The sequence below is a fragment of the Photorhabdus tasmaniensis genome (assembly GCF_011189505.1).
In the GTDB taxonomy this organism is placed as follows: domain Bacteria; phylum Pseudomonadota; class Gammaproteobacteria; order Enterobacterales; family Enterobacteriaceae; genus Photorhabdus; species Photorhabdus tasmaniensis.
On sequence record NZ_PUJU01000011.1, the window covers coordinates 76,088 to 90,396 of the forward strand.

At 41.7% G+C, this 14,309-nt stretch carries 11 protein-coding genes and 1 pseudogene; 4 read left to right on the forward strand and 8 right to left on the reverse strand.

Going from position 1 to position 14,309, the window contains the following annotated elements; genetic code table 11:
- Positions 1-362: 362 nt before the first annotated feature.
- Positions 363-1,781 carry a cell division protein FtsP gene (gene ftsP, locus C5471_RS07130; protein ID WP_133815501.1) on the forward strand — a complete coding sequence of 473 codons (1,419 nt, stop codon included), beginning with the start codon at positions 363-365 and terminating at the stop codon, positions 1,779-1,781.
- A gap of 107 nt (positions 1,782-1,888) precedes the next feature.
- Here ftsP and dkgA read toward each other — a convergent pair whose 3' ends face one another.
- From dkgA to C5471_RS07155, 5 genes and pseudogenes are all read right to left on the reverse strand, one after another.
- Positions 1,889-2,761: a 2,5-didehydrogluconate reductase DkgA gene (gene dkgA / locus C5471_RS07135; RefSeq protein ID WP_133815500.1), complete on the reverse strand. Its 873-nt coding sequence runs from the start codon at positions 2,759-2,761 to the stop codon at positions 1,889-1,891.
- 290 nt (positions 2,762-3,051) lie between these two features.
- Positions 3,052-3,723 (reverse strand): DedA family protein, encoded by a 672-nt coding sequence (locus tag C5471_RS07140; protein WP_133815499.1) that lies wholly within the window; start codon positions 3,721-3,723, stop codon positions 3,052-3,054.
- A gap of 108 nt (positions 3,724-3,831) precedes the next feature.
- Positions 3,832-4,179: pseudogene (locus C5471_RS07145) on the reverse strand (type II toxin-antitoxin system YhaV family toxin).
- A gap of 1,250 nt (positions 4,180-5,429) precedes the next feature.
- Positions 5,430-6,152, reverse strand: a complete 723-nt coding sequence (locus tag C5471_RS07150; RefSeq protein ID WP_133815498.1) for an Imm52 family immunity protein — start codon at positions 6,150-6,152, stop codon at positions 5,430-5,432.
- 13 nt (positions 6,153-6,165) lie between these two features.
- The gene (locus tag C5471_RS07155) at positions 6,166-6,633 is read right to left on the reverse strand and encodes a restriction endonuclease fold toxin 5 domain-containing protein (RefSeq protein WP_242688609.1); all 468 of its coding nucleotides are present in this window, start codon (positions 6,631-6,633) and stop codon (positions 6,166-6,168) included.
- 355 nt (positions 6,634-6,988) lie between these two features.
- Here C5471_RS07155 and pyrG point away from each other — a divergent pair, with 355 nt between their 5' ends.
- From pyrG to C5471_RS07170, 3 genes are all read left to right on the forward strand, one after another.
- Complete coding sequence (pyrG, locus tag C5471_RS07160; protein ID WP_133815497.1) at positions 6,989-8,626, forward strand: glutamine hydrolyzing CTP synthase; 1,638 nt, start codon at positions 6,989-6,991, stop codon at positions 8,624-8,626.
- Between the two features lie 71 nt (positions 8,627-8,697).
- A complete protein-coding gene (eno, locus tag C5471_RS07165) occupies positions 8,698-9,999 on the forward strand; it encodes a phosphopyruvate hydratase (RefSeq protein ID WP_133815496.1) in 1,302 nt (433 codons plus the stop codon).
- 314 nt (positions 10,000-10,313) lie between these two features.
- The gene (locus C5471_RS07170; protein WP_133815495.1) at positions 10,314-11,699 is read left to right on the forward strand and encodes an SLC13 family permease; all 1,386 of its coding nucleotides are present in this window, start codon (positions 10,314-10,316) and stop codon (positions 11,697-11,699) included.
- A gap of 92 nt (positions 11,700-11,791) precedes the next feature.
- On the opposite strand, the gene C5471_RS07175 is transcribed toward C5471_RS07170, so the two are convergent.
- From C5471_RS07175 to C5471_RS07185, 3 genes are all read right to left on the reverse strand, one after another.
- Entirely contained in the window at positions 11,792-13,003 is a 1,212-nt protein-coding gene (locus C5471_RS07175) for an MFS transporter (RefSeq protein WP_133815494.1), read from the reverse strand.
- A gap of 629 nt (positions 13,004-13,632) precedes the next feature.
- Positions 13,633-14,022: a type II toxin-antitoxin system VapC family toxin gene (locus tag C5471_RS07180; protein WP_133815493.1), complete on the reverse strand. Its 390-nt coding sequence runs from the start codon at positions 14,020-14,022 to the stop codon at positions 13,633-13,635.
- 2 nt (positions 14,023-14,024) lie between these two features.
- Positions 14,025-14,288, reverse strand: coding sequence for an antitoxin (locus tag C5471_RS07185; protein WP_133815492.1), 264 nt, complete (start codon positions 14,286-14,288; stop codon positions 14,025-14,027).
- Positions 14,289-14,309: the final 21 nt, after the last annotated feature.

Sequence of the window (14,309 nt, forward strand, 5' to 3'; positions counted from 1 at the left end):
CTCTTTTTTGTAATAAAGAGCGGACCTGACAAAAACGAACGTACTTTAATCCTCACATATCTGGCATATGTGAGGATTTTTGTCTGTTGTCCGTGTCCACAATGTATTGTATAGAAATGATATGTACTGATCGCTTACAGAGATAGATTCGTGTAATGCATTCGGATAGTTTAATTCCCTGTCTATTCGCGTTATGATGAGCGCTTGATAAATAATACTTTTGTTAAATGCAATCAAAAGGATAATAAACTTTAATAACTTCAATAATGAGTTATTAGCTTCCAGGTGAATGATTGCAATATTTCAGGTATTTCTGAGACACATAATACCCGGAATTTCATTAGGTTTGTCGCGGAGAAAATATGTCATTTAGTCGGCGCCAATTTATTCAGGCATCAGGCTTGGCAATGTGTATCGGAGCCGCTCCTTTTGTAGTTGGGGCCAGCAAAAATCAGCAAACTGCCTTGCCGATTCCCCCTTTATTGGAATCCCGTGGGGGGCAGCCGCTATTTCTGACTTTACAAAAAGCGCACTGGACTTTTGATGGACAATATAAAACCAGTGTGTGGGGGATTAATGGTCAATATCTTGGCCCGACGGTACGGGTTCATAAAAACGATGATGTCAAACTGATATACAGTAATCGGTTGGCGGAGCCGGTTTCAATGACCGTCAGCGGATTGCAACTACCGGGAACGCTGACCGGCGGGGTTGCCCGTCAAATGGCTCCAGGGGCTGACTGGTCGCCGGTGTTGCCTATTCGTCAGCAGGCGGCGACGTGCTGGTATCATGCCAATACCCCTAACCGGATGGCACCCCATGTTTATAACGGTTTAGCTGGTATGTGGCTGGTGGAAGATGAAACCAGCCGTAATTTGCCATTGCCAAAACATTATGGTGTGAATGACTTCCCGGTTATTTTGCAGGATAAACGGCTGGATAATTTTGGTGTTCCTGAGTATCAGCCTGTCGCAGGTGGTGGGTTTATCGGTAATACACTGTTGGTGAATGGCGTACAGAATCCTTTTATTGAGGTATCTCGTGGTTGGATCCGTCTGCGTTTACTGAATGCATCCAATGCCCGCCGATATCAGCTACAGATCAGTGATGGCCGTCCTTTCTATATGATAGGCACCGATTTGGGGTTGTTACCTGCGCCGGTCGCTGTTCCGCAACTGTCCCTTGCGCCAGGTGAACGGCGTGAAGTATTGATTGATATGTCAGAGGGGGATGAAGTTTCTGTTACTGCGGGTGAATCAGCTGGCATACTTGACAGGCTGCGTGGGTTGTTTGAATCATCTACTATGCTGATTTCCAGCACTGTTCTGACCATTAAACCGACAGGTTTGTTATCTTTAGTGACAGATGCTTTGCCATCCCGTCTGGTCGATGATGTTATGCCGGTTTCTAACGTCATCCGTAACCGGGAAATTTATCTTGATGGTAATACGCCGGGAATTAACGGCATGTTGTGGGATATGAACCGGGTAGATATTACCAGCCAGCAGGGAACATGGGAGCGTTGGATCGTAAATGCAACCTTCCCACAGCCGTTCCATATTGGCGGTGTGCAGTTTAAAGTGATTAATCACAATGGTGAGACGCCTCAGCCACAGGATTATGGTTGGAAAGATACTGTCTGGGTTGATGGACGCGTGGAATTACTGGTTTATATGAACCAACCATCTTATAAACACTTCCCATTTCTGTATTACAGCCAGATCTTGGAAATGGCCGATCGCGGCTCTATTGGACAATTAGTGACCATACCTGCCAGTTAATAAGTGAAAACCGAGGTTGGTGATAATGGTTGGGTAAAACCGAAGCGCGGTATTGATACTGCGCATGTTCTCACCCTTTTACCCATTATCACCATATGAATTCAGTACTAATTATCAAAATCAATATAATCAAGCAAATGGCTGAACTCACTGAAATCAACGAATGTCTCAGGGCTTGGTCCCAGACGTTTACCGATATCCAGTGCGGTCATCGCGGTCAGATCTTCTTTGTCCAATTTAAAGTCGAACACGTCAAAATTCTCTTTGATTCTTGATAACGTGCTTGATTTTGGGATCACAATCATACCGTTATCAATATGCCAGCGGAGAACTATCTGAGCCGGTGTTTTGCTATACTTTTGTGCCAGATGTTGAACCAATTGATTATCGAATACACCTTCACCACCTTGTGCCAGCGGACTCCAGGATTCGGTAACGATATTGTGAGTGGCATTCCAGGCATGAAGCTGGCGTTGTTGCAGTAGTGGGTGTAATTCAATCTGATTAATCACGGGATGAACGCCAGTTTCATTGATCAGCCGTTGGAGGTGCTCGGTATGGAAGTTAGAAACCCCGATACTGCGGATAAGCCCTTCTTTCTGTAATTCAATAAATTGCTGCCAGGCTTCTACATATTGATCCTGTGGTGGAGCAGGCCAGTGCATGAGATAAAGATCAATATAATCCAGTTGCAACTTTTCCAGACTTTCTGTCAAAGCGGCGCGAACATCACGATGCCGGTCATTCCACAATTTGGTTGTGACAAAGATATCTTCACGCGGGATATCTGTTTCTTGTAGCGCTTTGCCTACTCCTTTCTCATTATTGTAAATCGCGGCGGTGTCAATTGCCCGATAACCGATATCCAGAGCAGTATGGATTGCTACCGCTATCTGTTGATTATCGGCGGCCCATGACCCAAGCCCCAATTGGGGCATATGGTTGCCGTCAGCAAGTTTGATGATTGGTTGATTGTCCATGACTACCTCCTAAAAGATAGATTTAAAATATCAGCTAAAATGAATAATGCAGCCTCATAACAGGGTGGTTGATATTAAATTGATGTTAAAGGTAATTGAAGAAAGTAATACGACGGGCGTGATCTAAGCCATGTATTTTGACTAAGATATGGCTCAATACATGAATTGATCGGTTTTATGGAGCAGCGACACCAGGAATATCACCCATTGACTGGGCCGCGGTTCACATAATATTGACGCATTAAGTTAAGAATAAAAATCCTGTTGCAGCTTGTAAACCACAATGACTTTTATTTACGTTTTACCGCAGTGATTTTCCTGTGGCGGCAGTACATCAACAGAGAGGCAATTAAACCACTTAACAGCAGCACAATGGGTAGAATGATCAAAATGTTTATCACCAGATCTTGGTGGTTTTTAACAAACGGGATCTGATTGAGGAGATAACCAAAACCGACCATGATGACCACCCATAGTAAGCCACTCAGCCAGTTAAAAATTTGGAAACGCTTACTGTTGAGCCCGGATATACCTGCCAGTGTTGGTAACAGAGTACGGACAAAAGCCAGAAAACGGCCAACTAGCAAAGCGGCCAGGCCATGCTTGAAAAACAGCATATTGGCCCGTTGGCGGTACTGAATAGGAAGGTGTGCCAGCCAACCTTTAACCCGCTTAGTATCACCGAGCCATCTTCCTTGAAGATAGCCGAGCCAGCAACCGATACTTGCTGCGGTTGTCAGAATGAAAACGGTTGGGATAAAACTCATTACCCCTTTGGCAATCAACGCACCGGCGAGGATTAATAGCGTATCACCTGGCAGAAAAGCGGCGGGTAATAAACCATTTTCCAGAACCAGTGTTACAAACAGAATGCCATAAATAATCCAGAGAACATCGGGGTTGGCAAGTTTGGAAAAATCATGCTGCCATAATGCTTGCATGATCTCGTTTAGCACTTCCATTGTTTATCCTGTGACTGTTATAAGTGAATTTATTGCAATTGCATTATAAAAGTCAGTTTACCGCAAAATCTTAAGCATGGCTTGATTTGATCCCTTACTGGGGAAAACTTATGGTTGGTGTTCATCAATAAAGGTAGATAAGTGTGGTGAATCGATCGATTCTTTTGAGAGTGAATTCCAGTCATCTGGTGGGCGTCCAGCGTTAAGCATTTCACCAAATACTTTGCAAGTGTCATGTTGATCACCATGTACTCTTTTTGTTCTCTCATCATTCACCCAACCGAAGATAATCATTTTACTTTCGGTGTGAAAACGGAAAAAGCGTCGATATTTTTGGATAAATTTTGCTCTGAATCAGTGTTTTCTTTTGCCACCTAATGTATGACTCAAACGAAAGGCTATATTAGTTGGGTCACTAGGAATAATTTCAGTAATGAGTTTTATGATTGCAGCCAAACGTTTTGTATCATTTTTTTTAGATAGTTATTTGGATATTTCTGTTGGAGTTGTTCGAATTTATCTATTATTTGTTTTAATTGTTCTATAAAACCCGGATGGGTAAAAAGAGCCCATCCGTTTATTACACATACTCGATCGTACATAATCATTTACTCATCGTCAGCAGATAGTGGGTTATTTAGAACTATGTCTATTCCTGCGGTAAGTGACTTTGCCTGGTTGATGAGCTGTTCACTTAATTGTTGTATTTGTTCAGGATTTTCCTTAATGTATTTATCAGCGACGTTATCCTTCGCTTATTTTACATTTACCTGTCCTGTCATAACCATTTAAAAGCACGAAAACAGATGTATTAAAGCTTTTATATAAAAGACGGATTTAACTATAAGTGCAATTTTTTAAATGACATTAACCATTAATAGAAAACTTAAAATAAATCAGCGAGAAAAAGAATATTATTCGAAAAAACATAACGGGGTATCTTTATACCACCAAGCTATTTACGGATTGATTTATGAAGATAAAAGACTTATAAAAACTGTTCATAATTGCCAGTAAAACAACGCCAGTAAAGATAAAAAACGAATATGATTAACATTGGTTAAACGTAAAACATGAATCATACCCGGTTTTTATTGTTATAAATCAGCCAGTAAATAGTCTGATGATATAAAAATATCTCTTTATGTTTTTTCGGATAATCTCGTTTTTTTCAGGGCTTAAATACGGAAAAATTAACCGTTTTATCTACTTTTTATGGCTTACTTTGTAAAATAACGGCAAGAAAACGCTTTAATACTCATTTATTGATTTAAATCTACTGGTTAAATAAAGTTTTTAATGATTTTTAATCTTTTTAAAATGTTTTCATGTTTTTTTACGGCTAATTTTTTAATGCGATTGATCCTGTTAAATTTTTTAATATAATATCATGTTTTTGTTATTGGATTAACGTTGTCATTTTTCGCCTTATTAATCAATTTAAAACCTGTTTTTCCTGATGTTTTTTCTTTCAATGCCAGCAGAACATCGGATCTTTTACCCGCTTTAAAAAAACTTAATCACTGCTTTTTACTTTTAATAATTAAAGTTTTCACCTGTTTTTTCATGATGTGCTTGTTCTTTTTTTCCAGATTTTAAAACCACATTGACAACCGAAAAACAGCTTTTCTTAACCGCTGTTTTATCACATTTAGATAAAGCGTGTGAAATACCGTTTAAATAAGGTTCAGTGACTTAAACATTATTTAAATCTCAGTCATTAACGGTAGTAATCCTAAATTCACTAACTGAATTTCAATATCATTGGCTTTATCAATATCGTCCTGATTTTCACCGTCAAAAATGCCTTTTTTAGTGATAATTAATGTACCCAATGGTTCTTTATCATTAGAAACAGGCAAGATTTCTTTTGCCATTGGTAACAATGAGGGTTCTATGACCGTGGGTAAATAAATCATCCACCCTACACTTAACCTGTCGGGGAAGACCTGGTTTCGCTTCAAGGTATAACCGTTAGTTTCTACTATAATATAAGGGGCATTACGGCTGAAAACCAAAAAGGTGATAAAATCAATCAACCGTGAAAATTGAAACTCTTTTTCGTCAATCTTAAGATTTATTGTTATCTCAGTTTGTCCTAACCTGTCACTACGATAGTTCTCATAAAATAGGGAACAGGCAAAATCATCATCTTCTCCATCCCAAATACTTTTTCCTATAAAAGGGAAATTTTCTTTGTAATTTTTTTCGAACACCTGAATTGCTTTTTTCGTCGGGTGTTTTCCTTCAAAAACAGGATGCTCCAATGCTTCCTTACGAGTATGGCCTGTCAGATACCAGGTTTTATGACAGCCAAAAAAGTGATCGATTTGTTGAGTAATTCGATACAAATCAGCCAGTACTACTTGTGGAGTCAAAGGTTTTTTCAGGTCAAAATACAGTTTTATTTTTGTTGATAAAATAGCCATAAATTGCCTCACACTATCCGAGTAAAGGGGTATGAAATACTTTAATATTGGAATACTTAGAAAACTCTTCCAAATAGTAACCAGCACTTACAGGTTCCATAAAATGCCAGTGTGAACGTGGGATACTGTTCAATGAAGTGCATACTTCTTGTTGCCGCCCTCCTTGGTTTTTCATTGAATCTTTTCCCGTCCACCATTCCATTGGTTTTCCCTTCCTAAAAAGCTGATCATATTTAGCCTTAGATTCCAGAAACAGGCAGGCTTTTGGTCGCCAGCCATCAAAACTGACACCCAGACGTTCCCATACTTGTATGAGTTTTGCGTCTGGTTTGTAAACGGTTTTGGCGATCTGGAGTTGATAATCAAGGGTAACCTGCGAATATGAGCGGGTACTTTCCCAGCCAGGATTCACTTTTTCAATATAAGCATCGTCCTCTGCATCAATAAATTTATTGAACTGTTCCTGAGTGAGTTTAATCATGACGTAGCTCTTTAACCATAAGCTGTTATTACTTATATTGGGTCTTTGCTCTGTATGCAATTTGTGCCAAACGATCACACGAGAAGCAATAATGCTGTTTTTTAATCAATTAAGGCAATAAAATCATTCGATATTGAGTAGAAACAATAAAGTTTGGCTTCAAGAAAGATGAAGTTTGTGCATGTACCTGTGTTTAAGCAGTGCTGAGGTTAATGAGAGAAGTTTTTTAGTTGAAGTGTGGGAGAAAATACCTTTATTGCGTGCAGATTATTTGTAGCGAATTTAAGGTTCGGGTATACTGCTTTCCCGTCCTGGTTGTATCCATCATCTTTAAACCTAAACTTTCAGGTTCAGCATGAAAACTAATTATATTTTTGTGACCGGCGGGGTCGTATCCTCTCTGGGTAAAGGCATTGCCGCAGCCTCTTTGGCCGCTATACTCGAAGCCCGTGGACTCAATGTCACTATTATGAAACTGGATCCGTACATCAACGTCGATCCGGGGACGATGAGCCCAATCCAGCATGGGGAAGTTTTCGTTACCGAAGACGGCGCTGAAACTGATCTCGATTTAGGTCACTATGAGCGTTTCATCCGTACTAAAATGACCCGCCGTAATAATTTCACCACTGGCCGGGTTTATTCCGAAGTTTTGCGTAAAGAGCGTCGTGGCGACTATCTAGGCGCGACCGTTCAGGTTATTCCTCACATCACCAATGAAATCAAAGATCGCATCATCAGCGGTGGTGAAGGTCATGATGTGGTGTTGGTAGAAGTCGGCGGTACCGTCGGCGATATTGAATCTCTGCCATTCCTTGAAGCGATTCGTCAAATGGCTGTAGAAGTTGGCCGTGAACACACTCTATATCTGCACCTGACGCTTGTTCCTTATCTGGCTGCGGCTGGGGAAGTCAAAACCAAGCCAACCCAACATTCTGTAAAAGAGTTGCTTTCTATTGGTATTCAGCCGGATATCCTGATTTGTCGTTCAGATCGCGTCATTCCTGCTAATGAACGGGCAAAAATTGCCCTTTTCTGTAATGTGCCGGAGAAAGCGGTTATCTCCCTGAAAGATGTTGATTCCATTTATAAAATCCCAGGGCTATTGAAATCTCAGGGTTTAGATGATTATATTTGTAAACGATTCAGCCTTGATTGCCCGGAAGCAAATTTGTCCGAATGGGAACAGGTCATTTACGAAGAAGCGAATCCTGCCGGTGAAGTGACTATCGGCATGGTAGGTAAGTATATTGAATTGCCTGACGCGTACAAATCTGTGATTGAAGCGTTGAAGCACGGTGGATTGAAAAATCGTCTGACGGTTAATATCAAGCTGATTGATTCTCAGGATGTTGAAACCCGTGGCGTTGAATTACTCAAGGGGCTGGATGCGATTCTGGTGCCTGGTGGTTTCGGTGGTCGTGGTGTGGAAGGCAAAATCATGACAGCCCGCTATGCCCGCGAGAATAAAATCCCTTATCTGGGGATCTGTCTCGGTATGCAAGTGGCATTGATTGAGTTCTCACGTCATGTTGCGGGTTTGGAAAAAGCCAGCTCAACAGAATTCGAACCTGATTGCCGGTTCCCGGTTGTCGGCCTGATCACCGAATGGCGTGATGAGGAAGGTAATTTAGAAGTGCGTAGCGAAGAGAGTGATCTCGGTGGAACGATGCGTGTAGGTGGTCAACCATGCCACCTGACAAAAGACAGTCTGGTTCATACTTTGTATGGGGCAGATACCATTGTTGAGCGCCATCGGCATCGTTATGAAGTTAATAATTTGCTGTTGAAACGTATTGAAAATGCCGGTCTGCGGGTAGCCGGTCGTTCAGTAGACAATAAATTAGTGGAAATTATTGAGATCCCAGACCATCCTTGGTTTGTAGCTTGTCAATTCCACCCAGAATTTACTTCCACTCCTCGTGATGGTCATCCGCTGTTTGCCGGTTTTGTTAAAGCAGCCGGTAAATACCAGAAAGGCCAGCTCAAATAAGATGTGCAGTAAGTGGCGGTATAGGTGTTCCGTCACTTACCTGAAATGTAACTTGTACTGAGGAAAACCTAATGTCCAAAATCGTTAAAGTGATCGGTCGTGAAATCATTGATTCTCGTGGTAACCCAACCGTAGAAGCAGAAGTGCATCTGGAAGGGGGCTTTGTTGGTTTAGCGGCTGCGCCATCTGGCGCATCTACCGGCTCCCGCGAAGCGTTGGAACTGCGTGACGGTGACAAATCCCGTTTTATGGGTAAAGGTGTACTGAAAGCTGTTGATGCAGTAAATGGATCCATTGCCCAGGCAGTTATCGGTCAGGATGCTAAAGATCAGGCTAACATCGACAGAATCATGATCACCCTGGATGGTACTGAAAACAAATCTAAATTCGGTGCTAACGCGATTCTGGCGGTTTCTTTGGCTAGTGCTAAAGCAGCGGCAGCGGCGAAAGGTATGCCGTTGTACGAGCACATTGCTGAACTAAATGGCACTCCAGGTAAATTCTCTATGCCGTTGCCAATGATGAACATCATCAATGGTGGTGAGCACGCGGATAACAATGTTGATATCCAGGAATTTATGATTCAGCCGATTGGCGCAAAAACGCTGAAAGAAGCAGTTCGTATCGGTTCTGAAGTGTTCCACAACCTGGCTAAAGTTCTGAAAGCGAAAGGGATGAGCACTGCCGTTGGTGACGAAGGGGGTTATGCACCTAACCTAGAATCTAACGCTGCCGCGCTGGCCGCGATCAAAGAAGCGGTAGAGCAGGCAGGTTATGTTTTGGGCAGAGATGTTACTTTGGCGATGGATTGCGCCGCTTCTGAATTCTACAACTCAGAAACAGGTAACTATGAACTGAAAGGTGAAGGTAAAACTTTCACTTCTCAGGAATTCACTCATTACCTGGAAGATTTGACCAGAAAATACCCAATCGTATCTATCGAAGATGGCTTGAATGAATCTGACTGGGACGGTTTTGCTTACCAAACTAAAGTGTTGGGTGAGAAAATTCAGTTGGTTGGTGACGATCTGTTCGTGACCAATACTAAAATCCTGAAAGAAGGTATTGAGAAAGGCATTGTTAACTCTATTCTGATTAAATTCAACCAGATTGGTTCTCTCACTGAAACGCTGGCCGCGATCAAAATGGCAAAAGAGGCGGGTTACACCGCCGTCATCTCTCATCGTTCCGGTGAAACTGAAGATGCGACCATTGCTGATCTGGCAGTAGGTACAGCAGCAGGTCAGATCAAAACGGGTTCTATGAGCCGTTCTGATCGGGTTGCTAAATATAACCAACTGATCCGTATCGAAGAAGCTTTGGGTAATCGCGCTCCTTTCTATGGTCTAAAAGAAGTAAAAGGCCAAGCTTAATCGGTAATCAAAGCTAAAAATGATTGATATTAACAGGAGGGGTAAAACTCTCCTGTTTTTTTATGTCTGCAAGCTTGCATAAAATGCAGTGACCGCCTATACCTAAAAAGACGTAATAGTGTGATGTAAAAACAAAAAATTGTATAAAATACCATCTGTTATGATTTTATTAGTCAATTCCAACGTTTTAGATCCCAAAATGCAAAGAACTGCGTTTTCTTCCTAGAAAAGACTCCTTATATTCACACGCCTTGTATTTTTTTAACAATTATAGCAATGGTGGATAAGATATCACCGGTGCTAATGGAGTCACCATGGATGCTTCTGAATCTTTAACCCCAGCCATTAGGTCAAATTTCTCAAATAAAAAAGGCTTAATCATTCTGGCTGCTGATATTGTATTGCTGTTTATTCTGCTCAATGTCTTGCCGTTTGATGAAAAAGCTAATGCGGGTTTGGCACTGATGGTATTTGTTGGCGTGCTATGGCTTACCGAAGCTATCCACGTCACTATTACTGCGTTATGTATTCCGCTTCTGGCGGTTGGCATGGGATTGATGAATACGGGAGACGCGTTGAAATCTTTTGCCAATCCTATCATCTTCCTGTTTTTTGGTGGTTTTGCACTGGCAACGGCACTGCACATACAAGGATTGGATCGACTGATTGCTAACCGTCTGCTGATGATTGCCCGTGGACGTTTGTCTGTCGCAGTGATGTTGCTGTTTGGTGTGACTGCCGGTCTTTCTATGTGGATCAGCAACACAGCGACCGCCGCGATGATGCTGCCATTAGTATTAGGTATTTTGTCTAATCTGGATGTACGCACTGAGCGTCACACTTTTGTCTTTGTATTGTTGGGTGTGGCTTACAGTGCAAGTATTGGTGGTTTAGGCACGCTGGTTGGTAGCCCGCCGAATGCGATTGCGGCAGCTCAACTGGGTATCGATTTTTTCAGTTGGATGAAGTTTGGTATTCCACTGGTTGTTATTTTGATGCCAATGATGATCGGCTTAATGTATCTGATGCTACGTCCGAATTTGAATCATAAATTCGACATGAAGCTGGAAGAACTGGATTTTACAGGTAAGCGACTGATTACCATGATAATTTTTCTGTTAGCTGTGTTCTGCTGGATCTTTAGCTCGGTGATCGGTTCTGCTCTGGGGGGCGTGAAAGATCTGGATACCATTATTGCAATCGGTGCGGCTATTTTGATTGGTATAACCGGTGTAGCGAGTTGGTCTCAAATTCAGAATAACACCGAATGGGGTGTATTGATGTTGTTCGGTGGGGGCCTGACGTTAAGTGCCATTCTGAAAAACTCAGGTGCCAGTAAGATCATGGCAAACGGTATGGCCGCTACTTTCGGTGCCAGCCACTGGTTTGTGATTATTGTTGCGGTGGCGGCGTTTATCATTTTCTTGACTGAATTCACCAGTAATACCGCAAGTGCCGCTTTGCTGGTACCGGTATTTGCAACGGTTGCGGAAGCGTTGGGTATGCCAGTAGTGACTTTGACACTGATTATCGGTTTCGGGGCATCCTGTGCCTTTATGCTACCGGTTGCAACACCACCTAATGCGATTGTTTTCGGCTCCGGTTATATCAAACAGGCTGAAATGGTAAGAGTGGGTATAGTGCTGAATATGGCCTGTGTCGCGATCATTTCGTTGTTTGCCTGGTTTTTCTGGCTGTAACTGAAAATTTGATCAACGCCCTCTGAGCCCTACAATGTATAACAACCCTGCCTGATGTTCCGGCAGGGGGATAAAGCCAGAGGGCGAAGTATTCATACCGAAGAACCTGCCGAATTTCCGCAACGAGTCAGCCAGAAATCTAATATTGTTAATGTAAGACCGATAACCAATCCTACCGATAATACAACCATTGCAGCGTGTGGGCCTGCTGTGGCTAGTCCTGTCATGGCTAATGGCACTAAACTCAAAATGCTCAGATTATTGAATGTTTCTGCAAAGGCCAGAACCATACCTTTATTAGCACTTGCTCTTGTCACCAAAACCACTGTACTTGAAGGTGCTCCAGCACCAAGTGCGATTCCCCAAAATATCAAACATCCCAATGAACCGAAGAGTGTAATTGGAACGAGCATGAAAACTGAGATCACACCAGTTAGTAGCAGACTGATAACGACTAAAGTCGCTTCTTCTCGACCACAAAGCTTGCGAAGCCCACCAACTGAGATATTCCCTATCCCCAGACCGACGCCAAAGGCTATCACGGTCAAGCCGATTTCGGTTGGACCAAATCCGTACCGTTGACGCAAAACTTCTCCCGACAGAAGAAAAGCCGAGACGCCAGCACCATTCCACGCCCCTTTTGCAATGAGTGGTCTGATGATTGACCATTGCCGAAACCAGACTAATTGCCGGCTTATAAGCTCTTTTGACGCCATTGGCGTCGGAAGACAGTAAAATCCTGCGATAAATGTGACGGTGCAGCCAAGCGAGCTAAATAAAAATGGTGCTTGCCAACTAATGAGGTCAGTAAGTATTCCCGCTAAAGCTGGACCAAATGCAATACCGAAAGTCATACCAATCATTACGCTGCCCATAGCGCCCGCTTGATGATTATAAGGAACGATATCGGCGATCAAGGCAAATACTGTCGGTATGATGACCGCTGATGCTATACCGCCAAAAATCCGCAGTGCGATTGCGATTTCAAGAGTAGGTGCCAGAATGATAGCGAGACCATCTACGGCGAAAAACAATAAGGAACTCAGAAGCAATCTGCTCCGATTAACACGATCTGAAAAATATCCGAGTACCGGGGCTGCCAGAGCATAGGAAAATGCATAACTAGACACTAGCCAGGATGCTCCGACGGTGGTCGTTCCGAAGGCTACTGATAAAGGGGTAAGCATGGACGATAACATGAATTCGGTCGCGCCAACGAAGAAAACGGTGACTGAAAGGATAAATAAAAACGTATAGTTTGTATTCTGTCTTAACGTTGGTGGATGTTGTGTTTTATTTTTCATAAATTCAATTTTACTCCGTATGGATATAAGGTTTATTTCATCTATTTCTTGCGATAAAGCCTGATGGACCGGTGACAGAGAAACGCTATTGTGAAATACGCAGAAGGGAGGAAATACCAAGCCAAATTAGAAAGGATAAAGGAGTGATAGTGAAAGTATTAGGTACTACAAGAGCGGTTGGGAAAAAGGAGGGTATAAGATTGTTAGCAATATACCGGGCAAAGAAAGCTTGCACTTATTAGTCGAATCCGCCATTTATTTCAATTAAAATCTATTTAAGAATAGTGATTTCAAAGGATTGTAAATTCAGACTCGATCTTCTAAGGTTAAAAGTGTAGGTAAATAACCTGACTGTCATTTTCAATAAAAATATTATTATACAACTGTGTTGTGAATTTTGACTAATTGAATCCTTCTCAATTAGATAATGTTTTCTTTGAATTATATTTTCCTATAGTGATGACTATTTTTTCTTTCACTTTTTTATGAATTAATTTGTTGTTGAAATTATTATCTCCTAATTATATCGTTAAAAAACAACAAAGCTTCCAGAGGTTTTATTATAAAGTTGCTGCAAAAGCTGAGTAATGGAATTATTTATATGAGCCGGATATTTCCTGGTTTTATTTTTATAATGTCCAATCTTCAAGGGGCAAATCCGGTATCATTGAAAACGCTTTATCGTTCGTTACCATAGTGATCCTTCGGCTAAGTGCGTGAGCGGCGATAAGTTGATCGAGTGCCCCCATAACTTTCCCTTTCTTTTCCATAGCAGCTTTTAGAGTGCCGTAGCTTGCCGCAGCTTCACTATCCCAATCATAAACTTTAATGGAATCTAAAAAGACATGTACCGTGGCTTTCAGCACTCTATTTTGATGTTTAGCAATACCGTAAAGTAATTCAGCTTCAGTAATACTGGAAATGCATATTTCTGACAGTGGCGTACATTTCATTTTTGCTATAACTTGTGGATGTTTCCGGTATAGATAACTAACTGTATTTGTATCCAACATATACATTATTATTTCACTCCAGCAAACGGATCACGATCTGCTATTCCTTGCTGCCGTTCATCAGCATCTAGAAATGTTGAAGGTACAGTTGTCTTTTCAAGTAAATTGAAAAAATGCTCTAAATTATCTGGTTTGGCTGGTTGTTTTGACAGGATAATATTACCGTTATCGTCTCGACGAATATATACACGGTCTGTATCAAACTCAAATTCGACGGGTAATCTTACCGCTTGATTCCGGCCATTTTTAAATAGTTTCGCGATTCTTTCCATCGTAATCTCCTTCTCTAATCA

Coding starts and splice junctions, on each gene's coding strand:
- ftsP (WP_133815501.1), top strand. CDS start 363: ATGTCATTTAGTCGGCGCCAATTTATTCAGGCATCAGGCTTGGCAATG.
- dkgA (WP_133815500.1), bottom strand. CDS start 2,761: ATGGACAATCAACCAATCATCAAACTTGCTGACGGCAACCATATGCCC.
- C5471_RS07140 (WP_133815499.1), bottom strand. CDS start 3,723: ATGGAAGTGCTAAACGAGATCATGCAAGCATTATGGCAGCATGATTTT.
- C5471_RS07150 (WP_133815498.1), bottom strand. CDS start 6,152: ATGGCTATTTTATCAACAAAAATAAAACTGTATTTTGACCTGAAAAAA.
- C5471_RS07155 (WP_242688609.1), bottom strand. CDS start 6,633: ATGATTAAACTCACTCAGGAACAGTTCAATAAATTTATTGATGCAGAG.
- pyrG (WP_133815497.1), top strand. CDS start 6,989: ATGAAAACTAATTATATTTTTGTGACCGGCGGGGTCGTATCCTCTCTG.
- eno (WP_133815496.1), top strand. CDS start 8,698: ATGTCCAAAATCGTTAAAGTGATCGGTCGTGAAATCATTGATTCTCGT.
- C5471_RS07170 (WP_133815495.1), top strand. CDS start 10,314: ATGGATGCTTCTGAATCTTTAACCCCAGCCATTAGGTCAAATTTCTCA.
- C5471_RS07175 (WP_133815494.1), bottom strand. CDS start 13,003: ATGAAAAATAAAACACAACATCCACCAACGTTAAGACAGAATACAAAC.
- C5471_RS07180 (WP_133815493.1), bottom strand. CDS start 14,022: ATGTATATGTTGGATACAAATACAGTTAGTTATCTATACCGGAAACAT.
- C5471_RS07185 (WP_133815492.1), bottom strand. CDS start 14,288: ATGGAAAGAATCGCGAAACTATTTAAAAATGGCCGGAATCAAGCGGTA.